We start from the raw sequence: 23,115 nt of genomic DNA, 5'->3' as shown, positions 1-23,115 counted from the left end.
CGTGCGGTCGCGGCAGCGATTCGTGAATCGACCTTCATGGCGGCAACGGTAGCAACCGGGCCGGGCGGAGCACGACCGATTATCGGCGCCGGACCTGCTGTCAGAACGCGGGCCAGGGGATCGGGCGCGAGGAGTTGGGGATCGGCATCACCGGGTGGTCCAGCAACGCCTTCGCCCGTTCGGTGAGGGCGGTGATCTCGGCGTCGGTGATGTGGATGGCCAGCGAATCGGCCACGGCGCCGGGCAGATTCGCGGCGAAGGTGGTGATGTCGGGGATCAGTGACTCGTGCACCGGTCGCCCCGCCCAGCCCCACAGCACGGTGCGCAGTTTCGGTTCGGTGTGCAGGCAGATGCCGTGGTCGACGCCGTAGACCTGCCCGTCGACACCTTCGAGCGCGTGCCCGCCTTTGCGATCGGCGTTGTTGAGCAACAGATCCAGCACCGCCATCCGTTGCAGGCGCGGGTCGTCGGCGTGGATGAGCGAGACCTCGTTGCCCTGCTCGTCGAGCGCGCGCAGCACTTCGCAGAATCCCTCGGGCACGGTTCCCGGCGTGCACAGGTCGACCAGGTCGAGGCGCTGACGGGCGTCGGTGCGGTTGTCGACCGAGGTGACCCAGCGCTGCACCATGCCCGGGCCCAACGGCCCGTCGCGCAGCACCGTTTCGGGGATCACACCCCAGCCGAGGTGTTCGGAGATCAGATACGACGCGACTTCGCGGCCCGCGAGGGTGCCGTCGGGAAAGTCCCACAGCGGCCGTTCACCCCGCACCGGCTTGTACACCACCCGCAGCGGGGCACCGTCGGGTTCGGGTGCGGCGATCTCACACACCAGCGTGAGGTTGCTGGCGACGCCGATCTGCCCGACGATGTCGAGGTCACCTTCGGTGAGCACCGGCACAGGAGATCACTCCTCTTCGAGCTCGGCAGCGCCGAAGATCTCGCCGCGCTTGTACCCGTTGGTGCGCACACACATGTGCCCGCGCGAGGACAGCGGTTCTCCGCACAGCGGGCACGGAGGACGGCCCGCCGCGATCACCCGCGCCGACCGCAACGCGAACTCGCGTGCCTGGATGGGGGTCAGGAACACCCGCACCGCGTCGGGGCCCTCGTCGGTGTCGTCGAGCACCACCGATTCGTCGACCTCGGTCTCGGTGATCGCGAGCAACTCGACCACCACGGCGTTGGCATCGGAATCCCAGCCCAGACCCATGGTGCCGACCCGGAATTCGGTGTCGATGGGGGTGACCAGCGGCGCGACATCGCGCACGTCCTCCCCTTCGGGTGGTACCTCGGCGCCGAAGCGGCGCGCTACCTCGTCGAGCAGCAGACCCATCCGGTCGGCGAGCACCTTCACCTGCTGCTTCTCCAGCAGCACACTCACCACCAGCGGCTCCTGCACAGCCTGCAGGTAGAACGAACGATCGCCCGGTTCACCGACGGTCCCGGCGACGAAACGATCGGGGGTGCGAAATACATGGATTGCGCGTGACACATGCACCTCCTGATACGTGACCCTGATCGACACTCACGAACACACTCCTCTAAGGAGAATCGCGGTGCCCCGCGTTCCCATTATCCGCGTTCGTGGCCGTCGGCACCTCTCCACCGGGTGTCGGTGTCGTCGGTGCGGCCGCGGCCAGCGCGGAAAGATCGGCGCCGGTGTCGTTGAACTTCCACACCGACGGCCCGTGCGGGCTGTAGCGGACGACGCTGATCGAGGCCGGTTCCACCGCGATCCGCTGAAAGCTGTCCAGGTGCAGGCCCAGAGCGTCGGCCAGGATCGATTTGATGACGTCGCCGTGCGCGCACGCCACCCACAGCACATCCCGGCCCGCTTTCTCGGCCAGGGTGCGTTCGATATCGCGGATCGCGGCGACCGCGCGCTGCTGGACCTGGGCCAGTCCTTCCCCACCGGGGAACACCGCGCCCGAGGCGTGGCCCTGCACGACCCGCCACAGCGGTTCGGTGACCAGTTCGGCGATCGGGCGCCCGGTCCAGTCGCCGTAGTCGACCTCGATGAGGCGTTCGTCGTGGTCGGGTTCGAGACCGAGTTTCTCGGCCAGCGGCGCCACGGTGCGCTGACAGCGCAGCAGCGGGGAGCTGGCGATGTGTTCGATCGGCAGCATCGCGAGCCGGTCGGCCACCGCGGCGGCCTGTTCGGTGCCGCGCTCGGTGAGTTCGACACCGGGGGCGCGGCCCGCGAGGGTGCGCGCGGTGTTGGAGGTGGACACTCCGTGCCGGAGCAGGATCACCGTCATGGGACCAGCCTAACCATGGGTCGGTGTCGGGATCAGGTGGCGGAGACGACGCCGGCGGCCAGCAGGCCCAGCATCGTGACACCGAGGATGATCCGGTAGCCGACGAACCAGTAGAACGAATGCTTGCCGACGAACTTCAGCAACCACGCCACCGAGGCGTACCCGACGACGAACGCCACCACGGTGGCGACCAGCAACTGCGCCCCACTGGCATTGAGGCCCTCACCTGCCGGTTCGAACGCGTCGGGCAGGCTGAACAGGCCCGACGCCGTCACCGCCGGGATGGCCAGCAGGAACGAGAACCGCACGGCCGCTTCACGCTCCAGGCCCAGGAACAGACCCGCGGTGGAGGTGGCGCCGGAGCGGGACACGCCGGGAATCAGCGCGAGGCATTGCGCCAGGCCCATGAGGATGCCGTCACGGGTCGTGAGCTGTTCGATCGGACGTTCCTTCTTGCCGAAGTACTCGCCCGCGGCGATCACCAGCGCGAACGCGACCAGCATGAACGAGACCAACCACAAGTTGCGGGCCCCGGTGCGGATCTCGTCCTTGAACAGGTAACCCAACACCCCGATCGGGATGGTGGCGATGATCACGTACCAGCCGATGCGGTAGTCGAGTTCGCGCTGGGTGTCGCGTTCGTGCGCGTCACGGGCACTGCGGTCCATCACCGGCAGCTTCGTGGTGACCCGGTCGCCCACCGCGACCTCGCGCTGGGACCGTTCGCGCCAGCGCATCCCGAGCGTGGTGAACCAGGCGACGAGGATGCGCCAGATGTCCTTGGCGAAGTACACCAGCACCGCTGCCTCGGTGCCGAGCTGGGTGACCGCGGTGAACGACGCGCCCGCGTCGTCACCGAAGAACACGCCCGACACGATGCGCAGGTGCGCCGAGGACGAGATCGGCAGGAACTCGGTGAGTCCCTGCACCAATCCGAGTACCAATGCCTGGAACCAGGTCATCGACTCGCCCAACACGTCCTCCTGCTGACTCGCGCCCGAAAGACGGCGTCCTCCTGGGCTTTTCCTTCACCTGTGGCTCTGACCGCCACGATCTCGCAGCGACCCTACCCGTCGGCGCGGTCGGTCGTCGCCCGCCCGTCGCCGAGATCGAGTTCTGCCGCGCCGTGGCACGGGTCGCCGAGCGAGGCAGCGGTGGTGCGCGCATTAGGCTGTCGCCGTGACGAATGCGCGGGCGCGGTGATGGAACAGCGAACGGTGGGACGCAGCGGACTTCGGGTGTCGCGAATCGGGTTGGCGACCCATACCTGGGGGACACATACCGATGCCGACGAGGCATCGGTGCAGTTGGCGGCGTTCACCGAGGCCGGTGGCACGCTCGTCGACCTCTCGCCCGTCTACGGCGAGGGGGCGGCGCAGCGGATCCTGGCGGACCTGCTCGGCGACTTGGTGTCGCGTGACGAATTGGTGCTCAGCGGCAGCGCGGGTGTGGTGATGCACGCACCCGGCGCCGGAGTCGGCGACTCGGTGCCCGCCCCCGCGGCGATGGGCCCGGTGGTCGATGCGTCGCGACGCACGCTGCTCAAACAACTCGATCGGACCCTGCTCGAACTGGGCACCGACCATCTCGACATCTGGAGCATCGCCGCCTGGGATCCGTACACCCCGCTCGATGAGGTCGCGGCGACCCTCGAGACCGCGGTGCGGACCGGCCGCACCCGGTACGCGGGGGTGCGTGGCTTCGCGGCGTGGCAGTTGGCGAGTCTGGCCGCGATCGCGCCGATCAGCGCCGCGCAGACGCCGTATTCGCTGCTCGCGCGTGGCACCGAGAACGATGTGATTCCCGCCGCCCGCCACCACGGGGTCGGCGTCATCGCGTCGGCGCCGCTGGCGGGTGGAATCCTGACCGGCAAGTATCGCGACGGTGTCCCCGCGGATTCGCGAGGTGCCGACGAGGCGACCGCGGCCGAGATCCGGCGCAGGCTCGACGACGATCGCGCGACCAGAGTGGTCGACGCGCTGGTCACCGCCGCCGACGGGCTGGGCACGTCACCGTTGGCGGTGGCGCTGGCCTGGATCCGGGACCGGCCGGGCATCGCGAGCATGATCGTCGGTGCCCGCGATATCGGTCAGCTCACCGGTGTGCTGGCCGCCGAAACCCTCGAGTTGCCGCGGGCGATCGCGGCGGCACTGGACGATGTGAGCGCCCGTTCCGAATGATGGCTAGCCTTACCTACATGAAACTGCGTGGTGTGCTGACGGCGATGCTCGCGGCGACGGTGCTGACCGGCGCCGTCGCTTGCACCGGAAGCAATTCTGCATCGACTGCCAATTCCGGTGGGCCGGTGACAGCCCAGCTCGCCGACCTCGACCCCGTGCCGATCGGACCCGCGCCGAGTCCGCGGTTGCCGGTGACGGTGAAGTCCCATGACGGCACCGACGTGACGATCGCCGACACCTCGCGGATCATCGCCGTCGACCGGTACGGCACCCTCGCCCAAACCGTGTGGGCCCTCGGCCTGGGCGCGAACCTCGTCGGTCGCAGCACCTCGGCGTCGTTCCCCGCCGTCGCGTCCGTGCCCAATGTGGCCGGTGGCAACGGCAGCCTCAGCGTCGAAGCGGTCCTGAACCTGCGCCCGTCGGTGTTCCTCACCGACACCACCAGCGCGGCCCCGGCCGTGCGTGAGCAGCTCCGCGCGGCCGGAGTGACCGTCGTCTACTTCGACCCCGATCGCAGCATGGACGGTGTCGTCCCGCAGATCGAGGCGGTGGCCACCGCGCTGGGCGTTCCCGAAGCGGGCAAGCAGCTCGGCGCGCGCACCCACGACGAGATCACCGCCGCGACCGCCCGCGTGCCCCAGCAGGATCCACAGCCCAAGATCGCCTTCCTGTACCTGCGCAGCGCCGCGATCACCATGATCGCCGGGCGCGGCTCGGGCGCTGATTCGCTGATTTCCGCAATCGGTGGCGTGGACGCGGGCACCGCCTCCGGGGTGAACGAACCGTTCGTGTCCATCACCAGCGAGGCGATGATCGCCGCCGCCCCCGATGTGTTGCTGGTGATGTCGGACGGGCTGAAATCGCTGGGCGGGGTCGAGGGACTGGAGAAGGTGCCCGGCATCGCCCAGACTCCGGCGGGCCGCAATCGACGCGTGGTCGACATGTCCGACGCGGTGATCCTCAGTTTCGGTCCCAACACCGGCCGCGTGGTCTCCGCGCTGTCCGACGCCGTCTACGGCAAATCGGCATGAGCGCTCAGCAGTCGTGCCGGGCGGACCCCGCATGAGCGAAGTTCCCGACCTGACCAAAGCCGCGGACACCCCGCGGATCACCGACGCCACCCCCGATCCCCTGCCGCCCACGGGGCACCGGGGCACGCGCGTGACCGTTGTGTTCGCGGTGGCGTTGCTCGCCCTGCTCGTGCTGGCGCTGGTCTCGGCGGTGCTCGGGCAGGTCCCCACGACCGCCGCCGAGGTGCTCGGCAGTGTGGCGCACCGGATCGGCCTGGACATCGGGCCCGTGCCCGCGCATCCGGCCGGTGAGGTGACGCTGTGGGAGGTGCGGTTTCCTCGGGTGGCCCTCGCCGTCCTGGTCGGGGCTTGCCTGGCGACAGCGGGTGCGTTGTTGCAGGGGGTGTTCGCCAATCCGCTCGCCGAACCCGGCGTCATCGGGGTCTCGGCCGGTGCGGCGGTCGGAGCGGGCACGGTGATCGTGGTCGGCGGCGCGTTCGTCGCCGCGTGGTCGGTGGCGGCCGCCGCCTTCGTCGCCGGGTTGATCACCACCGCCCTGGTCTATGTGCTGTCGAGATCGAACGGGCGCACCGAGGTGGTGACGCTGATCCTCACCGGCGTCGCGATCAACGCCTTCGCCGGCGGGTTGATCGCGCTGCTGCTGTTCGTCGCCAGCCCCGCCGCGCGGGATCAGATCGTGTTCTGGCAGCTCGGCAGCCTCAACGGCGCCACCTGGCAATCGGTGGCGATTGTGGCGGCGCTGGCCTCGGTCGGCATCCTCGCCGCGATCCTCATCGCACCACGCCTGGATCTGCTCGCGCTCGGCGATTCCGCGGCCCGCCACCTCGGTGTCGACGTGGAGCGGCTGCGCAGGCAGGTGATCGTGGTGGTCGCCGTGCTCACCGCGGCAGGCGTCGCGTTCAGCGGCATCATCTTGTTCGTGGGGCTGATCGTGCCGCACCTGGTGCGCATGATGGTCGGCCCCGGCCACCGGGTGCTCGTCCCGCTCAGCGCGATCGTGGGCGCGGTGGTGCTGCTCGGCGCCGACGTCGCCGCCCGCACGCTGGTCCACAACGCGGACCTGCCACTGGGCATGCTCACCTCCCTGATCGGCGGCCCGTTCTTCTTCTGGCTGCTGCGCCGCACCCGTGCCCGCGCGGGAGGCTGGGGATGACCGACACCACCCGCGAACGCCGCGCCTCCTGGCGTTCGCTGTTCGCACGAACCCCCGACGTGCCCGCGCGCCCGGAGCTCGGCACCGTCACCCTGCGCGCCACCGGGCTCACCGTCCAGCGGGGCACCCGTACCGTCCTCGAAGAGGTCGACTTCCAGGTCGCGGCCGGGGAAATCGTCGCGCTCGTCGGCCCGAACGGTGCGGGCAAATCCAGCCTGCTCGCCGCCCTCGCCGGCGAACTGGACCCCAGCGCCGGCGCGGTGAAACTCGAAGGCCACGCGCTCTCGCACTGGACCCCCGCCGATATGGCCCGCCGCCGCGCCGTCCTGCCCCAATCCCACGCCGTCGGCTTCCCGTTCACCGCCCGTGAGGTCGTCGCCATGGGCCGTGCCCCGTGGCTGCACACTCCGGCCGCCGACAACGACGACGCCCTCATCACCGCGGCACTGGCCGCCACCGACGTCACCCACCTCGCCACGCGCGTGTTCCCGTCGTTGTCGGGCGGCGAGCGCGCCCGGGTGGCCCTGGCTCGCGTTCTGGCTCAGGACACCGCCACCCTGCTGCTGGACGAACCGACCGCCGCCCTCGACCTCGGTCACCAGGAAGCCGTCCTGCGCTTGGCGGCCACTCGTGCCGCCGACGGCGCCGCCGTGGTCGTCGTGGTCCACGACCTCGGGGTGGCCGCCGCCTACGCCGACCGGGTCACGGTCCTGGACGGGGGCCGCGTCGCCGCCGACGGCCACCCACGCGAGATCCTCACCCGCGAACTGCTCACCACCGTCTACCACCACCCCGTCGACGTCTTCGATCACCCGAGCACCGGCGCCCAACTGGTCTTGCCCGAACGCGGACGCACCTGAGGCAACCGTTGCGCAAACACTCCTCGACACGCGGGCTTCGGCGGCGACGGAGGGCCGAGCGGGGCTGAGTAGGCTGGGCGCCGAGGTCATTCGTCCATCGCGGTCACCATCGCAACGACGATCGGTCCACTCGTCGCTCGCGAACGTGGCTCGCTCCTATCGCAAGAGGAGATCCGATGAGCCCCACCATCGCCAGCGTCGTCATCCCCGTATCCGATCTGGCCGCGACGAAAGCCGTCTACACCACCCTCTACGGCGAACCCCACACCGACGAGCCGTACTACGTCGGCTGGGCAGTCGGCGACGTCCAGATCGGCCTCGACCCCAGCGGTGACGTCGCGGCGGGCCCGGTGGCCTTCGCCGGAGTCGACGATGTCGACAAGGCCAGAGCGGCGGCGATCGCCGCGGGCGCGACCGAACGGACCGCCCCGCGCGAGGTCAGCCCCGGCGCCCGCATCTGCGTCCTGGAAGACACCGACGGCAACGCTTTCGGCATCATCGGCAAGTAGCGCACGAGATCGTGGCACGCGCGGCCACGGTCTTTCGCCCGAGTTATTGACCTACAGGTATAGAACGTCTACCGTCGAGACATGGCCAGGCCCCAGAACTTCGACACCGACACGGTCCTGGACCGCGCGATGGACCAGTTCTGGACCCACGGCTACGCCAACACCTCCCCCGCACAGCTCGCCGAAGCAACCGGCATCGGAAAAGGCAGCCTGTACAACACCTTCGGCAGCAAACGCGCGCTGTTCGACGTCGTTCTCGACCGCTACGGCCGACTCGGCGTGGCCATGGCCGAGGACTACATGTCCCGGCCGGGAACCACCCGGGAGTGCCTGCGCGAATACCTGCGCGCCGCAGTCGATCTCGACATGGCCTCCCCGACCCGACGCGGCTGCCTCGCCGTCAACACCGCGGCAGAACTCGGCGGCCACGACGCGGCGGCCACCACAACGTTGCGCGGGATCGAACAACGCATCGTCGCCACGCTGGCCGCCCGGATCGACCAGGGCCGCCGCGACGGCGACGTCGACCGCGAGGTGGACCCGAATTCGATTGCGGCCCTGTTGTTCACCACCAGCGCGGGCCTGCGCCTCATGGCGAAGACCAACGATGCCCCCCAGCTCTACCGCCTCATCGACGTAGCACTGACCACCCTGTGAAACCCCTACTCCCGCACGCATTTTCCGCATGCCCTAATTATTGACCTGCAGTTCAAGAAAGGTACGAGCATGGATCTCGAACTCACCGGAAAGACCGCCGTCGTCACCGGAGCCTCCCGCGGCATCGGTCTCGCCGTCGCCGAAACACTCGCCGCGGAGGGCGTGCGCGTCGTCGGCGCCGCACGCACGATCACTCCCGAGCTCGACAAGGTCGCGGCCGCGACGGTCGCCGCCGATCTGGGGACTGCGCAGGGCGTCACCACGGTCATCGACACCGCGCTGGAGGAACTCGGCGGCATCGACATCCTGGTCAACAATGTCGGCGGCGGCGACCCTGATCGGCTCACGCTGGCCGGATTCCTCGACACCACCGACGACCAATGGCACCACTTCCTCGATATCAACCTGTTCAGCGCGATCCGGGCCACCCGCGCGGCACTGCCCAGCCTGCTCGATCGCCGCGGCACCATCATCAACGTCTCGTCCATCAACGCGCACCTGCCCGCGGTGGGCCCCACCGGCTACAGCGAAGCCAAAGCCGCACTCACCTCCCTCGGCAAACGACTCAGCGAGGAGTTCGGTCCGCAGGGCGTGCGGGTCAACACCGTCTCCCCCGGCCCCGTCGGCACCAGGATCTGGCGCGACGAACACCGCATCGGTGCGAAACTGGCTGCCGCCCAGGGCATTTCCCGCGAGCAGCTACTCGAGGCGCTGCCCGAACAGTTCGACATCGCCTCGCGCCGGATCTCCGAGGCCGACGAGGTCGCCGCGCTGATCGCGTTCCTCGCCTCGGCCAAGGCCGCCAACATCCTCGGCGCCGACGTGGTGATCGATGGCGGCATCATCAAGACGATCTGATCTCGCTCGCGCAGTACCTCGGTATCGGATCGAGGTACCGCGCGGGAGTGATGTGGTCGGGCATGTGCCGTTCCTAGCGTGAGCGACATGCCCACAGTCTCGAAAATCGCCGCCACGATCGCGCTCGCCGGAACCGTCGCCGGTGCCGGAATCGGTGTCGGCTCAGCGGACCCCACACCGGCGGGTGCCGCGCAGCGAGTCGCGGTGATCGGCCTCGGCGGCACCATCGCAGGCACCTCCGACCGGCGCACCGACCTCGAAACCTATCGGCCGGGCACACGCCCGATCGCCGAACTCGTCGACTCGCTGCGCCCCGAAATCGCGGATGTCGCCGCCGTGTCGACCGAGGACTTCGGGCAGAAGGGATCCGGCGAGTACACCGTCACCGACCTCTACGACTTGGCGCAGCTGGTCGAACGCCGCCTCCGAGACCATGATTCGGTCGTGGTCAGCACCGGTTCGGCCACCATGGAGGAGCTGAGCTACTTCCTCGACCTCACCGTGCGCAGCACGAAACCGGTGGTGGTGACCGGGGCGATGCGACCGTGGACCGCGATCGGCAGCGACGGACCGATCAACCTCTACAACGCGATCCGCCTCGCGGCGAGCAACCGCACCACCTGCTTCGGCACGGTCATCGCCCTCAACGAACAGATCCTGCCCGCCCGCGACGCCACCAAATCCGACTCGACCCGCGTGCACACCTTCACCACCCACGAATACGGCGACCTCGGCACCATCGACCAGGCGGGCATCCGCCTGCAACGCGCCCCGGCCCGCGTGCGACGCTGCGACGACCCCGCCCGCTGGACGACCCCGTTCGACCTGACCACGATCCCCCGCGACACCCTCCCGCGTGTCGACATCGCCCACAGCTACCTCGACGCCCCCGCCGAGCCCATCACCGCCGCCGTCGCCGCGGGCGCCAAGGGCATCGTCTTCGCGGGCACTCCGTCTCCGAGCCAGGCGAACGCGGCGATGGCGACCAAGGGCGTCGCCCTGGTCGCCACCAACGGCTACGGCTCGGGCGCGATCACCGTCGACCCGAAGATGGGCGTCGTCAGCGGCGGCGACCTCGCGCCCAAGAAGGCACGCCTGCTGCTCCTGCTGGCACTGGCCGCAACCGCCGACCACGACCAGATCGTGGCCTGGTTCCGCGATTACGGCAACCAGCAGTTCTGAGTCTGCTATTTCCAGATGATCTTCAGCAGGGCCGGGGTGAGCACCATCCGGATGATCGTGGCGTCGATGATCAGGGCGACGATCATCCCGTAGGCGATGTATTTCATCAGCACCAGATCCGAGAACCCGAACGCGCCGGTCACCACGATCAAGATCGCGGCCGCCGACGTGATCACCCCGCCGGTGTGCGCCACGCCGTAGCGGATGGACTCCGTGGCGTCGGCGCCCGCGGCCCGTTTCTCGGCGATCCGCGACAGCAGGAACACCTCGTAGTCGGTGGACAATCCGAAGATCACCGTCACGATCAACGCCACCACCGCGAACATCAGCGGTCCCGGCGTGAACTGGAATGCCCCGGACCCGTGCCCTTCCACGAAGATCCAGGTCAGCACACCCAGGGTCGAGACCAGGCTGAGCGCGCTCATCGCGACGGCTTTCACCGCGAGAACCACCGACCGGAACGCCACGATCATCAACGCCAGCGCCGCCGCGATCAGGATCGCCAACAGCAGCGGTAGCCCGTCGATCAACCCGTTGATGCTGTCGCGTTCGAGCGCGGGGATACCGGCGACCATCACCTGCACGCCCGGTGGGGCGGGTAGCGCACGCAGCGCGTCGATCACGCGGTCGGCGTCGCGTTTGTCACCGAGCCCGGCGGAGAGCACGTTGACGTTGTCCTTGGTCGCCGCCGCGGGTTCGAACCGCCCGGTCAGTCCCGGAACCTGATTGGCCTCGAAGCGGATATCGCTCAACTGCTCGGGTGAGGCGCCGACCACGATCAGTTTCAGCGGTTCGGTGCGAAAACCGGGAAACAGGTGATCGAAGTCCTCCTGGGCCACCCGCGCCGGGTTGTCGGCAGCCAGATACTTCTCACTGATCCCACCGAACTCGATGTGGCGCAACGGAATACTCAGCGCCAGCAGTCCGAGCACGATCGGGATGACCACCGCCCACGGCCGTCGCATCGCCCACTGCGCCAGCCGGGAGAAGAACCCGGCATCGATCTCGGCTTCGGTCTTGCTGCGCGAGAAGCGTTTCCAGCCCAGCCAGTCGATCCGGTGGCCGGCGATACTCAACGCGGCGGGCAGCGCGGTGACCGACAACAGGGCCGCCAGCATCACCGCGGAGATGCCGCCGTAGGGCACCGAGCGCAGCACCCCGTTCGGGAAGATGAACAGCGCGCCGAGGCTCAAGGCGATGATCGCCGCGGAGAACAGCACCGTGCGCCCCGCGGTGGCGACAGTCCGCGCGGTCGCGTCCTCGACCGAGCGCCCGGCCGAGAGTTCCTCCCGGAACCGGGTCACCGTGAACAGTCCGTAGTCGATCGCCAACCCGAGCGCGACCAACGTCATCACCGCGCTGGCGAACACGTTGACCTCGATCTGGGCGGTGAGCACCCGCAAGATCCCGGAGGTGCCGAGGATGGTGAGTCCACCGATCAGCACCGGCAGCAGTGCGCCGATCACCCCGCCGAACACGAAGTACAGCAGGATCGCCACGATCGGCAGGGCGATGATCTCGGCGCGCTTGATGTCGTGCTGCATCCCGATATTGATGCCCTCGACCACCGGCTGCAGCCCCGCCAGCTGCACGGTCGTCCCGCCGGGGCCGGCGCCGGGGACATCGGCGTGCAGGTGCGGTTTCAACGCGAGGTAGTTGTTGACCGTCGCGGTCCCGCCGCCCCCGGCCAGCCCGATGCTGGCGAACGCGTGCTGTTTGGTCGGGTCGGAGGCATTGGCCGAGAACGGGCTGTCCCAGTAGCTGTCGATCTTGTGGATGCACTCACCGTACTGCTTACGCAGGTCGGCCAGTGCCGCCGTCACCGGTCCGCGGACAGCGGGATCGTCGACGGTGGTGCCGGGCGGGGCGGTGTAGATGACGATCAGATCGCCGTCGGTGTCGCGGCCGAAGGTGTCGTCGGCCAGCTTGGACGCCGCCACCGACTGGCTCGACTCGTCGAACCAGCCCTCCTGGGTGTAGCGGTCGGCGAGGTCGCGACCGAACCATCCCGAGATCAGCACGGTCAGCACGAAGAAGCCGAGCACGAGGAATCGGTGGCGGTAGACGAACCTGCCCCACCGCATGGATCGAGATTCGCGCATCTCAGCCGCAGGCGGCGGTGCGGTAGTCGGCCGAGCGCAGGATGCCACACAGGTCGGTGCGCGAGATCTTCCACTTACCGTCGAGCAGCACGAAGTGCACGATGGTGGTGCGCACGTTGGTGCCCGAACCGTCCTTGTCCAGGCGCATGGTCGCGGTGAGTGTGCCGTCACGGTTGTCGAACACCGGGTCGACGACGCCGTACACCGCGTGAGGGTTGTCGCGTAGCGCCTTGTACATGTCGGGGATGGCGTCGGAGAACGCGGCACCGTCCTCGATCAGTTCGGTGCGTTCGACATCGGGCAGGCTCGGGTCGAGCGCGCGTTTGATCTGTGCGTCGAGCTGTTGGGCGTTCGGCAGCGGCACAGTGGCCTTGCTGGCCGAGATCGCGACGGAGGAAGCGAGGGAGGCGTTGGCCGAAGACCGTGCGGCGTCGACCGAGGCCTCGTCGGTGGTTCCCGCGCAACCGGCGAGGGCGACGAGGGCCGTGAGGCAGGCGGTGGCCGCAGCGGCCCTGGCGGAAAGTGTGGAAGACATCACCATCTACATACCATCAATGACGGCACTGATCCGTCCCAGGATGGCGCGAACTGTGGAGATGTCACTGGTTGTGGCCGCCTCGACAGGGTCGGCGTCGAGGAGCAGATCGCGCACGAAGGCGCTGACGCTGCGTTCGTCACCGAGGTCGATGTCGGTCACCTGGGCCTGGGCCTGGGCCACCACGTCGTCGGATCCGGGCACCGTGTCGCCCAGGTCGGCGCGATAGATCTGCACCGTGAGGGTGGCGCGGTGGGTGCGGAAGGCGAAGGGTCGACCGTCGTCGGTGGTGCCGAAGCCGTGGGCGAACGGTCCGACGGAGATGTCATCGATGCCGAAACCCGCTGGTGTCCGGTCGGTCATCGTAAGGATCTCCTGCCGCTGCATGGCAATCAATTACTCGACACGTCAACAGTAACGCGCGTCACCGACAGCTCCGACGCCAGATACCCGGTCGGAGCTACTGGTGAGTCATCATGGTCAGATGGTGATCAAGGCAGTCACCTCGTGCGGATTGAAGGAGTTCGGTGCATGCGCCCTCGTGGCTCGGTCGCCTCTGCGTTGGTCGGCGCGGCGGTTCTGGTGGTACTGACCGGGTGCAGTGGTGAAGACGGCGGTCGCGATGTGCCGACCAGAGCGCCGGCGACCGCGGCGGTGTCGCCCGCCGCGGCGAATCCCGCCGGGCAGGTCTTTGCCGCGACCGCGACCACAGCGCTGCTCGCCGAACGCTCGACGGGTCTGCTCGCCGCTCTCGATACCGCGGGCACCACGCTGTCGCTGACCGACCCCGCCGCACCGGCAACCTCCCGCGCGGTCACCCTGCCTGCCCCCGGCGCGTCACTGGCCCAGGGCAAGCCGGGAGAAGTCCTCGTCGCCGCCCCCAACCGGGTTCTGCGGGTAGACGCAGGCACGGGCGCGCTCACCGAGACCGCTGTCGACGGCGACGTGCACAGCGTGCACACCCGCGCCGACGGCACACTCGTCGTCGGCACCGCCGACGGCACCGTGCGCGAACTGAATGCCGACGGCACCGTCACCCGCACGATCACCGGCCTCGTCTCGGCCGACGCGATCGCGGTGACCGGCGAGAACATCACCGTGCTCGACCGCAAGCAAACCGCCGTCGTCGCGGTGCGCGAGGACGCGCTCGGCCTGATGCTGCGCGCGGGCGACGGCGCCACCAACGCCATCACCGACCCGCACGGGCGCATCATCGTGGCCGACACCGCGGGCGGTGAACTGCTGGTCTACTCGGCCGGTCCGCTCGTACTGCGCCAGCGTTTCCCGGTATCATCATCGCCTTACGCGCTCGCTTACGACTCGCGGTCGGAGCTGGTCTGGGTGAGCGCAACGCTGAGCAACGAGGTCGTCGGCTACGACCTGTCGACCGGCATCGGTGTCGAGGTGGCCCGGCTCGCGACAGTGCGCCAGCCCGACGCGATCGCCGTCGACGAACGCACCGGCGACCTGTTCGTCGCCTCGGCCGCGGGCGATGGCCTGCAGCGGATCGGCGTGCAAGAGCGGAAGAGAGGGCAGTGATGGCCACACCTCGCAGAGCGCGCTCGGCGATACCGCCGAGCTGGGAAACCAGCAACGACGACTACGAATACGTGCCGCTGCGGCTGCCGCCGGAGGTCAACCGGGTCACCGCCTCGATGCGACTGGCCATCCAGGCCGAATTCGGCGGCTGGGAGTTGTCCCGGGTGCGCGCCTACACCGACGGCAGCCGCCGGGTGCTGTTGCGCCGCCGCAAAAACGCCGTCCTGCCTGTGCCCGAACCCGGATTGTGAGCCGACCATGTACGCCCTCCTGTTACGCCTGATGTTCCTGATCCCGCCGGAGCGGGTGCATCACCTGGTGTTCGCCGCGCTGCGTTTCGCCACCTGGTTCCCGCCGACGCGCTGGCTGGCCCGCAAGCTCACCGTGGTGGCGGACCCGATCCTGGCCACCACCGCGTTCGGTGTCGACTTCCCCGCGCCGCTGGGCCTGGCCGCCGGTTTCGACAAGAACGCCGACGGCGCGAACGCCTGGGGCGCACTGGGTTTCGGTTTCGCCGAGATCGGCACGGTCACCGCGCACGCTCAGCCCGGCAACCCCGCGCCGCGACTGTTCCGGCTGCCCGCCGACCACGCCCTGATCAACCGGATGGGTTTCAACAACCACGGTGCCGCCGCCGCGGCCGCTCGCCTGCACGGCGCGCGCCCCACTGTCCCGATCGGCGCGAACATCGGCAAGACCAAGGTCACCGAACCCGATGCCGCCGCCGGCGATTACGCGACCAGCGCCCGATTACTCGGCCCGCTCGCGGACTTCGTCGTTGTCAACGTGTCCTCCCCCAACACCCCCGGCCTGCGTGACCTGCAGGCCGTCGAGTCGCTGCGCCCGATCCTGCAGGCCGTGCTCGACAGCGTCTCGGTGCCGGTCCTGGTGAAGATCGCCCCCGACCTGTCCGACGACGACATCGACGCCGTCGCCGACCTCGCCGTCGAGCTGGGTCTGGCGGGCATCGTCGCCACCAACACCACCATCCGCCGCGACGGCCTGGCCACCCCGACCGCCGAAGTCGAAGCCATGGGCGCGGGCGGGCTGTCCGGCGCCCCCGTGGCCGATCGCTCCCTGGAGGTCCTGCGCCGCCTCTACACCCGCGTCGGCGATCGGGTGGTCTTGATCTCGGTGGGCGGCATCGAAACCCCCGAGCAGGCCTGGGCCCGCATCCTCGCCGGCGCCACCCTGCTGCAGGGCTACACCGGGTTCATCTACGGCGGCCCCTTCTGGACCACCCGCGTCCACCGCGGGATCGCCGCCAACCTGCGCGCGGGTGGCTACGCCCGCCTGTCCGACGCCGTCGGCGCCGAACACCGCACCCACTCGGTCTGAGTTCTCAGCCGTAGTACGCCTGGGGCGCCCGGTCGTCGTGCATCGATCGCGCCGGGCGTAGCCGGGACAGTCGCGCCGGTGGGTCGTGGAACGACTCCCCCGCTGCCGGGTCGTCGCCGTGCCCGCGAGCGTCGATGCGCTTGGCGAGCTTGATCAGAGCCTGCTGCCAGATGATGCCGAGCAGGTCGGCGCGGGCGCTGATCTCGGCGTGCGCGAGCCGGTCGTGCACGCCGGCGAGATCGCTGACGAGTTCGTCGAGCTCCATGCCCGCCCAGGCCTGCTCACGGGTCAGGGTGTACTCGGGCAACCAGCTCAATCGCCAGCCGCCGGTGTCGTTTCGTTGGGCGAATTCCGGCGTGCGGTCGCTGCGTAACGTGTCGTCGGTGCCATGAATAACCATCGCGGACCTGCCTTCCCCGGCGGGGCGCTGCGCCCTCCCCGAGCGTCTGGCGGGGCATCCACTCCCCGTAATCCAGTGTGGCATTTGCCAATTGTCTTGGTCAATTGCCATTGTTAGTAGGTAATTGCCGGATTTCGGGCGTGGCAAACCCGGCATTGTGGCGATCGCAGTGCGGCGTCCGCCCTGATCGGGTGCGCGCCGGCCTCGACAAGTGGACGGGAGGCAGCATGCCGATGGTTCCCCAGGACGCCCGCGTCGCCGCGATCCGCAGCATCCTGGCCAGGCTGGGCAAGTACGCGGGCTTGAACGCAGAACGCCTGCGCCACACCGAGATCGACGCTGCGCCCCTGCTAGAGCTGCTGTCGGTGCGCAGGCACGCGCGGCGTACCGGGGCCAGTGTCGAGGCCTCGATCCTGCCCGTGGTGCGCGAGGTCACGCAGTGGCTGTCGCCGACGGACCGGCTGATCGTGGACGCGGCACTCTCACTCGGGCTGTTCCGCGACCGCTCCGGCGTGGGTGTCGATGTCGAACGCCTGTATGCAGACAACCTCGGGGAACGTCGAGAGGCCTTGACCGAGCAGTGGGTCGCGCTGCACACCCTGCTCGACGTCGACCCCGTTCCCGAGGCGCCCACCGTCAAACGGTTGCGTACGGTCTCCGAACACAACGCCTTCACCGCGCTCGCCGGGCTGCTCGCCACCGATTCCGGCTATCCGATGGCCGGGCCCTCGCTCACCCCACCCACCACCACCGCGCCCGCCCGGCGCGGTGTCGTCACGGTCTTCGGTGACGCTGTCATCGATCACCTCTACCGGGTCGACGCCTTCCCCGCCGCCGACAACGCGGCCAGCGGTAGCTTTACCGGGCACCCCGGCGGCAAAGGGCTGAACCGGGCGGTCGCCGCAGCCCGTCTCGGCATCGGCGTGCATCTGGTTTGTGCCGTCGGCGGCGACGAATACGGCCGTCGCATCCTCGAATTCATCGAATCCGAACGCGTCCACCTCGATCTGGTCAAGGTCGTCCCGTTCGCGACGTCGCTGGTCACCGCCGTGGTGATCACCCCCAACGGTGAGAGCCGCATCATCGGCTGCCGTGACAATCGCGTCCAACTACAGGACGACGATCTACACCGCCCCGAACTACGTGCCGCCCTGGAAGCCTCGGATGCGGTGATCCTGAGTTTCGAACCGCCGCCTTCGGTGATCGAGCAGGTGCTGTCGATGGTGTCGCAGATGCGGCCCAAACCACCCGTGATCGTGTGTCCGACACCAGCCATGCCGGTGCCGCAGAGCCTGTATCGACATCTGGGCGCGGTCGACTACCTCGTCGGCGCAGCCGCGGATCTCGACGCGCTGCTGCCCGATGTACCCGCGGAATCCGCTGCCGATATCGCCAGGCTGCTGCGTGGCCTCGGCGTCGGTACCGTGTGCACAGTCGAGAACTTCCGGTGTGTGGTGGCCTCCGACACGATCGAGACAGTCATCGACCATTTCCCGCAGGTACTCAAGGCCTCGGTCGGCGCTGCCGCCGCCTTCACCGGTGCCCTGGCCTATCGTCTCGTCAATTCCGGAACTCCGCTCACCGCAACTGATTTCGTGTGGGCGACCGCGGCGATGATTCCGACCCAGAATCTGGGTGCGGTGGCGGTGTCGATGCCGAGTGCCGAGGAGATCGACCGCATCGTGCGCCTGTACGCGCCACCGGCGTGATCCGGGGGTAAGGTCGCGACATTCAGCTCACGCCTGTCCGGCATCGGCGCCTTGCCGCCCTGTCCACGCACGGAGGATCGTTGACCATTCTGTCGTTCGGCGGTGCCAGGACCGGGGAAGCCGGTGCCGATACCGCACACCGACTGGGTCGCCAGGGCAAGCAGCTACCGATTCGGGTCATCGAGATCCCGGACCGCGACGACGGCGGGCACCTTTTCCTCTTCGGTGAGCCCCGCGACGGCTGCCTGGTGCGGGTGCATTCGCGCTGCCTCTACGGCGAGGGCCTCGGTTCCGACGACTGCGACTGCGGCGGGGAGCTCACCGAGTCGATGGACCGCATCCAGGCCGAGGGCGCGGGCGTACTCGTCTATCTCGAACAGGAAGGTCGCGGGGCGGGCCTGATCTGGAAGGCCCGCGGCTACCGGGAGAGCGAACAGTCCGGGGCCGACACCTTCGACAGCTATCGGCGCCTCGGCCTCGACGCCGACACCCGCCGCTACGACCCCGCCGCGCAGGCCCTGCGCGACCTAGAACTCACCCGGGTCCGGCTGCTCACCAACAACCCCGACAAGTGCCGGGCGCTGACCGAGGCGGGGATCACCGTCGAGCCCGTCGCCCTCACCATCGCGTTGCACTCCTCGCGGGGCAGGCAATATCTGCAGGCCAAACGGCGCCACCGCCAGCACACCATCCCCGCCGATCCGCTCGCCGACGAGCCGCGATCGGAGCGGGCGCGGTCGTGGTGGCGACCACGAGGTCGCCGGTAACCCTCCTCGCAATCCCGTATGTCCGGTTACGATAAGTGAGCCACGCCACTGCTGCCGTCCCTGTCTCGAGACAACGAGGCAGTTCCACTCGCATTGGCTCGGCGTCCAGCTCGGCCTATGGGAACAGGGATATGACAGACATCGGTTTCGCGCACGCATCCGGGGTCACGGTGCACACCGTGCCCGCCGCCTTCCAGCAGACCGCCACGTTGCGGCCCGACCAGATCGCCTTGCGCACGGTCGGTGGCACCCAGGAGATCACCTGGGCCGAATATGCGACGAGGGTGCGCGCACTGGCCGCCGGGTTGGCGAAGCTCGGTGTGCGTCACGGTGACGCGGTCGGCATCATGCTCACCAACCGACCCGAGTTCAACCTGATCGACACCGCCGCCCTGCACCTGGGTGCCATCCCGTTCTCGGTGTACAACACCAGCTCCACCGAACAGATCGCGCACGTGTTCGCCAACGCGGGCAACAAGGTGGTCATCACCGAGCAGGCGTTCCTCGACACCATCCGCGCTTCGGGCGCCGAGATCGAGCACACGGTCGTTGTCGACGGCATCGCCGAGGGCACCGTCACGTTGGCCGAGCTCGAATCCGATCCCGCACCGGACTTCGATTTCGACGCGACCTGGCAGGCGGTCGAGCCCGGCGATCTGGCCACCCTGATCTACACCTCCGGCACCACCGGCCCGTCCAAGGGCGTCGAGCTCACCCAGAGCAATGTGATCGCCCAGGTCGTCGGCCTGGTCTCAGGTCCGCTGCCGGTCGGTTTCGACGACCGCGCCGTGTCGTATCTGCCCGCCGCACACGTCGCCGACCGCATCTCCGCGCACGCGATGAGCCTGCTCACCGGCATCCAGATCACCACCGTCACCGATCCGCGCGAGATCGCCGCCGCCCTGCCCGATGCCCGCCCCACGGTGTTCTTCGGTGTCCCCCGGGTGTGGCAGAAGATCAAGGCCGGCATCGAGAACAAGCTCGCGGTCGAGCCGAGCCCGGTCAAGAAGGCACTGGCCAACTGGGCGATCGGGGTCGGCGTCGCGCAGGCCAGGGCGAACCTGGCCGGTGAGAGCTCGCTGGTGCTGGGCGTGCAGCACAAGATCGCCGACACCCTCGTGCTGGCGAAGCTGCGCGAAGCGCTCGGGTTCGCCGAGCTGAAGGTCGCCGCGTCCGGTGCCGCGCCGGTGCCGCCGGAAACCCTCGAGTACTTCCTCGGCCTGGGCTTCGCGGTCAGCGAGGTGTGGGGGATGTCGGAAACCGCGGGCGTGGGCACCTACACCGAGATCGACAAGCCGCGCCCCGGCTCGGTCGGACGCGTCATGGACGGTGTGGAGCTGCGGCTCGACGCCGACGGCGAGGTCCTCATCCGTGGCCCGATCATCACCCCCGGCTACCGCAACATGCCCGACAAGACCGCCGAGGCGATCGACGACGCGGGCTGGCTGCACACCGGCGACATCGGCACCCTCGACGCCGACGGCTACCTGCGCATCGTAGACCGCAAGAAGGAACTCATCATCAGCGAAGCGGGCAAGAACATCGCCCCCTCCAATATCGAGAACGCCATGAAGGCGGCCTCGTCGATGATCGGCCAGGCCGTCGCGATCGGCGAGGCCCGCGCCTACATCACCGCCCTGATCATGCTCGATCCCGACGTCGCGGCATTGCGCGCCAAGGACTTCGGCGCCACCGATGCCACCCACGCGGAACTGGCGCGGCGACAGGAGATCGTCGACGAGGTCAGGGAAGCGGTCCTCGCGGGCAACCGCAAGCTCTCGCGAGTGGAGCAGATCAAGCGTTTCGTGATCGTCGAGAACCTGTGGGAGCCCGGCGGTGACGAGCTGACTCCGAAGATGTCGCTCAAGCGGACCCCGATCTCGAACAAGTACGCCGAGACCATCGAGCAGCTCTACGCCGCGACCCCGCCCGAGCATGTCGTCAACGTGAAGTAGTTGCGAAAACGGCGGTGGCCCTGGAATTCTCAGGGCCACCGCCGTTGTACGTTCTCAGTTCTGTTCGTAGGTGCCGATCAGGGTGGCCCTGGCCAGCGTGTGGAAGAACAGGTTGAACCCCAGGTAGGCGGGCGTGGCGTCCGCTCCGACCTCGAGTTCGGGCACATCGACGGCGTGTACTACCACGAAATACCGGTGTGGGCCATGGCCTTTCGGCGGTCCGGCACCGACGAAGCCGGGAAAACCACCGTCGTTGCGCAAGCTCACCGCACCGGCGGGCAGGCTCCCGCCTTCGCTGCCCGCACCGGCATCGAGGGTGGTGACCGATGCCGGAATATTGGCCACGGCCCAGTGCCAGAACCCCGACGCGGTCGGTGCGTCGGGGTCGTACACGGTCACCGCGAAACTCTGCGTGCCCTCGGGGAATCCCGACCAGCTCAGCTGCGGCGAGATGTCCTTGCCGCCGGCGCCGAACACTCCCGACACCTGATCATCGGCCAAGGGCTGACCGTCGGTGATGTCGGCGGAGGTAACGGTGAACGAGGGCACCTGCGGCAACGCGTCATAGGGGTTGTCAGTCATCGAGGACCTTTCCAGTCGAGGTCAGCTGTGCAGAAGGAAGTGTTCCAGCACCCGGGTGCCGAATTCCAGTGATGCCACCGGCACCCGTTCGTCCACCCCGTGGAACAGGGCGGTGAAGTCCAGCTCGGGAGGCAGCTGCAGCGGTGCGAAACCGAAGCAGCGAATCCCCAGGCGGGCGAACGCTTTCGCGTCGGTGCCGCCCGAGAGCATGTAGGGCACGGTGCGGCCCTGGGCGTCGTGGGCCAGGACCGCGTCGTTCATGGCGTCGACGAGGTGGCCGTCGAAGGTGGTCTCGTAGGAGTCGAGCTTGGTGATCCATTCTCGCTCCACGTCGGGTCCGATCAGCTCGTCGACCTCGCGTTCGAACGCCGCCTGCCGTCCCGGCACCACCCGGCAGTCGACCACGGCTTCCGCGGTCTGCGGGATGACGTTGGCTTTGTACCCGGCCTGCAGCATCGTCGGATTCGCGGTATCGCGCAGCGTGGCGCCGATGATGCGCGAGATGGTACCCAGCTTGGCCAGCTGACCTTCGATATCGGGTCCGTGCGGGTCGAACGCCAGCCCGCTCTCCTCGCTGACCGCGGCGAGGAACTCGGCCACCGAATCCGACAGCACCACCGGGAAGGTGTGGCGGCCCAGGCGCGCGACGGCTTCGGCGAGGATGGTGACGGCGTTGTCCTCGTGCAGGAACGACCCGTGTCCGGCGCGGGCCTTGGCACGCAACCGCATCCAGCCCAGACCCTTCTCCGCGGTCTCCACCAGGTAGAGCCTGCGTTCGGTGCCGTCGGGACGGGGCACGGTCAGCGAGAACCCGCCGACCTCACCGACGGCCTCGGTGACACCGTCGAACAGGTCGGGCCGGTGCTCGACCAGCCACTGCGAGCCCCATTTGCCGCCGTTCTCCTCGTCGGCCAGGAACGCGAACACCAGATCCCGCGGCGGGACCGTGCCCTCGGCTTTGAACTGGCGGGCCAGCGCGAGGGTCATCCCGACCATGTCCTTCATGTCGATCGCGCCGCGCCCCCACACGTAGCCGTCGCGTACCGCACCCGAGAACGGGTGCACGCTCCAGTCGGCGGCCTCGGCGGGCACCACATCGAGGTGCCCGTGGATCATCAGCGCCCCGCGACCGGAATCGGCGCCCTTCAACCGCGCGAACACGTTCCCGCGCCCGGGCGCACCGGATTCGACGTACTCGGTCTCGTAACCGACCTCGTGCAACTGCTGGGCCACCCACTCGGCGCATTGCCGCTCGCCCTTGGTGGTGGACAGCTCGCCGGTGTTGGAGGTGTCGAACTGGATCAGCTTGCTGACCAGCTCCACCACCTCGTCTTCCGCGCGGGACCGCCCGTTCGAACCAGAATTCTCGCCAGATGCCGACACGCCCCCTTTCCTACCACCATTCGCGCACCCCTCGCGCCACCTGCGGCCCTCGGGACCCTTGCGCCGCTGCTCGCGCGCCGGACTCGGCGTGAGCAGAACTACGAATTCGCCTCCGTC

Annotated in this window: 24 protein-coding genes; 14 read left to right on the top strand and 10 right to left on the bottom strand. The window is 68.7% G+C overall.

Going from position 1 to position 23,115, the window contains the following annotated elements; genetic code table 11:
• Window positions 1-100: 100 nt before the first annotated feature.
• The 4 genes from ACFVJ5_RS06705 to ACFVJ5_RS06690 are packed head-to-tail and all read right to left on the bottom strand — an operon-like array spanning window position 101 to window position 3,232.
• A complete protein-coding gene (locus ACFVJ5_RS06705; protein ID WP_379218892.1) occupies window positions 101-898 on the bottom strand; it encodes an SCO1664 family protein in 798 nt (265 codons plus the stop codon).
• Window positions 899-904: 6 nt separating this feature from the next.
• Window positions 905-1,492 (bottom strand): DUF3090 domain-containing protein, encoded by a 588-nt coding sequence (locus tag ACFVJ5_RS06700; RefSeq protein ID WP_056820470.1) that lies wholly within the window; start codon window positions 1,490-1,492, stop codon window positions 905-907.
• 49 nt (window positions 1,493-1,541) lie between these two features.
• Window positions 1,542-2,258 (bottom strand): histidine phosphatase family protein, encoded by a 717-nt coding sequence (locus ACFVJ5_RS06695; RefSeq protein ID WP_379218891.1) that lies wholly within the window; start codon window positions 2,256-2,258, stop codon window positions 1,542-1,544.
• Window positions 2,259-2,290: 32 nt separating this feature from the next.
• Window positions 2,291-3,232 carry an undecaprenyl-diphosphate phosphatase gene (locus ACFVJ5_RS06690; RefSeq protein WP_379218890.1) on the bottom strand — a complete coding sequence of 314 codons (942 nt, stop codon included), beginning with the start codon at window positions 3,230-3,232 and terminating at the stop codon, window positions 2,291-2,293.
• Between the two features lie 228 nt (window positions 3,233-3,460).
• On the opposite strand from ACFVJ5_RS06690, the gene ACFVJ5_RS06685 reads away from it, so the two are divergent.
• The 8 genes from ACFVJ5_RS06685 to ACFVJ5_RS06650 all read left to right on the top strand — a co-directional run bounded on the left by ACFVJ5_RS06685 (window position 3,461) and on the right by ACFVJ5_RS06650 (window position 10,688).
• Entirely contained in the window at window positions 3,461-4,438 is a 978-nt protein-coding gene (locus ACFVJ5_RS06685) for an aldo/keto reductase (protein WP_379218889.1), read from the top strand.
• Window positions 4,439-4,455: 17 nt separating this feature from the next.
• Window positions 4,456-5,469 (top strand): hemin ABC transporter substrate-binding protein, encoded by a 1,014-nt coding sequence (locus ACFVJ5_RS06680; RefSeq protein WP_379218888.1) that lies wholly within the window; start codon window positions 4,456-4,458, stop codon window positions 5,467-5,469.
• 31 nt (window positions 5,470-5,500) lie between these two features.
• Entirely contained in the window at window positions 5,501-6,622 is a 1,122-nt protein-coding gene (locus tag ACFVJ5_RS06675) for a FecCD family ABC transporter permease (protein ID WP_379218887.1), read from the top strand.
• Window positions 6,619-7,482 (top strand): heme ABC transporter ATP-binding protein, encoded by an 864-nt coding sequence (locus ACFVJ5_RS06670; RefSeq protein WP_379218886.1) that lies wholly within the window; start codon window positions 6,619-6,621, stop codon window positions 7,480-7,482. Before ACFVJ5_RS06675 ends, ACFVJ5_RS06670 begins: the two co-directional genes overlap by 4 nt.
• 176 nt (window positions 7,483-7,658) lie before the next feature.
• Entirely contained in the window at window positions 7,659-7,991 is a 333-nt protein-coding gene (locus tag ACFVJ5_RS06665) for a VOC family protein (RefSeq protein ID WP_378629065.1), read from the top strand.
• A gap of 81 nt (window positions 7,992-8,072) precedes the next feature.
• Window positions 8,073-8,648: a TetR/AcrR family transcriptional regulator gene (locus ACFVJ5_RS06660; RefSeq protein WP_379218885.1), complete on the top strand. Its 576-nt coding sequence runs from the start codon at window positions 8,073-8,075 to the stop codon at window positions 8,646-8,648.
• Between the two features lie 69 nt (window positions 8,649-8,717).
• The gene (locus ACFVJ5_RS06655) at window positions 8,718-9,506 is read left to right on the top strand and encodes an SDR family oxidoreductase (protein ID WP_379218884.1); all 789 of its coding nucleotides are present in this window, start codon (window positions 8,718-8,720) and stop codon (window positions 9,504-9,506) included.
• 87 nt (window positions 9,507-9,593) lie between these two features.
• The gene (locus tag ACFVJ5_RS06650) at window positions 9,594-10,688 is read left to right on the top strand and encodes an asparaginase (protein ID WP_379218883.1); all 1,095 of its coding nucleotides are present in this window, start codon (window positions 9,594-9,596) and stop codon (window positions 10,686-10,688) included.
• A 5-nt stretch (window positions 10,689-10,693) separates the two neighbouring features.
• On the opposite strand, the gene ACFVJ5_RS06645 is transcribed toward ACFVJ5_RS06650, so the two are convergent.
• From ACFVJ5_RS06645 to ACFVJ5_RS06635, 3 genes are read right to left on the bottom strand one after another with little or no spacing between them, the layout of a single operon-like run.
• On the bottom strand, window positions 10,694-12,772 hold the full coding sequence (locus tag ACFVJ5_RS06645) for an MMPL family transporter (RefSeq protein WP_379218882.1): 2,079 nt from the start codon (window positions 12,770-12,772) through the stop codon (window positions 10,694-10,696).
• A gap of 19 nt (window positions 12,773-12,791) precedes the next feature.
• Window positions 12,792-13,325, bottom strand: coding sequence for a hypothetical protein (locus ACFVJ5_RS06640; protein WP_379218881.1), 534 nt, complete (start codon window positions 13,323-13,325; stop codon window positions 12,792-12,794).
• Window positions 13,326-13,331: 6 nt separating this feature from the next.
• Window positions 13,332-13,688 carry a hypothetical protein gene (locus tag ACFVJ5_RS06635; protein ID WP_379218880.1) on the bottom strand — a complete coding sequence of 119 codons (357 nt, stop codon included), beginning with the start codon at window positions 13,686-13,688 and terminating at the stop codon, window positions 13,332-13,334.
• 168 nt (window positions 13,689-13,856) lie between these two features.
• On the opposite strand from ACFVJ5_RS06635, the gene ACFVJ5_RS06630 reads away from it, so the two are divergent.
• From ACFVJ5_RS06630 to ACFVJ5_RS06620, 3 genes are read left to right on the top strand one after another with little or no spacing between them, the layout of a single operon-like run.
• Entirely contained in the window at window positions 13,857-14,864 is a 1,008-nt protein-coding gene (locus tag ACFVJ5_RS06630; protein WP_379218879.1) for a hypothetical protein, read from the top strand.
• Complete coding sequence (locus ACFVJ5_RS06625) at window positions 14,864-15,115, top strand: DUF5703 family protein (protein ID WP_101467954.1); 252 nt, start codon at window positions 14,864-14,866, stop codon at window positions 15,113-15,115. The genes ACFVJ5_RS06630 and ACFVJ5_RS06625 overlap by 1 nt, the downstream gene beginning before the upstream one ends.
• A gap of 7 nt (window positions 15,116-15,122) precedes the next feature.
• Entirely contained in the window at window positions 15,123-16,202 is a 1,080-nt protein-coding gene (locus ACFVJ5_RS06620; RefSeq protein WP_379218878.1) for a quinone-dependent dihydroorotate dehydrogenase, read from the top strand.
• 4 nt (window positions 16,203-16,206) lie between these two features.
• Here the strand turns inward: ACFVJ5_RS06620 and ACFVJ5_RS06615 are convergent, their stop codons facing one another.
• Window positions 16,207-16,602, bottom strand: coding sequence for a hypothetical protein (locus ACFVJ5_RS06615; RefSeq protein ID WP_379218877.1), 396 nt, complete (start codon window positions 16,600-16,602; stop codon window positions 16,207-16,209).
• A 227-nt stretch (window positions 16,603-16,829) separates the two neighbouring features.
• Here ACFVJ5_RS06615 and ACFVJ5_RS06610 point away from each other — a divergent pair, with 227 nt between their 5' ends.
• From ACFVJ5_RS06610 to ACFVJ5_RS06600, 3 genes are all read left to right on the top strand, one after another.
• Window positions 16,830-18,311 carry a PfkB family carbohydrate kinase gene (locus ACFVJ5_RS06610; RefSeq protein ID WP_379218876.1) on the top strand — a complete coding sequence of 494 codons (1,482 nt, stop codon included), beginning with the start codon at window positions 16,830-16,832 and terminating at the stop codon, window positions 18,309-18,311.
• A gap of 80 nt (window positions 18,312-18,391) precedes the next feature.
• Complete coding sequence (locus tag ACFVJ5_RS06605; RefSeq protein WP_379218875.1) at window positions 18,392-19,078, top strand: GTP cyclohydrolase II; 687 nt, start codon at window positions 18,392-18,394, stop codon at window positions 19,076-19,078.
• A 131-nt stretch (window positions 19,079-19,209) separates the two neighbouring features.
• Entirely contained in the window at window positions 19,210-21,033 is a 1,824-nt protein-coding gene (locus ACFVJ5_RS06600; RefSeq protein ID WP_379218874.1) for an AMP-dependent synthetase/ligase, read from the top strand.
• A 54-nt stretch (window positions 21,034-21,087) separates the two neighbouring features.
• Here ACFVJ5_RS06600 and ACFVJ5_RS06595 read toward each other — a convergent pair whose 3' ends face one another.
• Window positions 21,088-21,615: a YbhB/YbcL family Raf kinase inhibitor-like protein gene (locus ACFVJ5_RS06595; protein WP_379218873.1), complete on the bottom strand. Its 528-nt coding sequence runs from the start codon at window positions 21,613-21,615 to the stop codon at window positions 21,088-21,090.
• A 21-nt stretch (window positions 21,616-21,636) separates the two neighbouring features.
• A complete protein-coding gene (locus ACFVJ5_RS06590) occupies window positions 21,637-22,998 on the bottom strand; it encodes a M20/M25/M40 family metallo-hydrolase (protein ID WP_379218872.1) in 1,362 nt (453 codons plus the stop codon).
• Window positions 22,999-23,115 lie beyond the last annotated feature (117 nt).

The sequence above is a fragment of the Nocardia sp. NPDC127606 genome (genome assembly GCF_042671725.1).
Classification (GTDB): domain Bacteria; phylum Actinomycetota; class Actinomycetes; order Mycobacteriales; family Mycobacteriaceae; genus Nocardia.
This window is presented reverse-complemented; position numbering and strand designations above follow the sequence as displayed.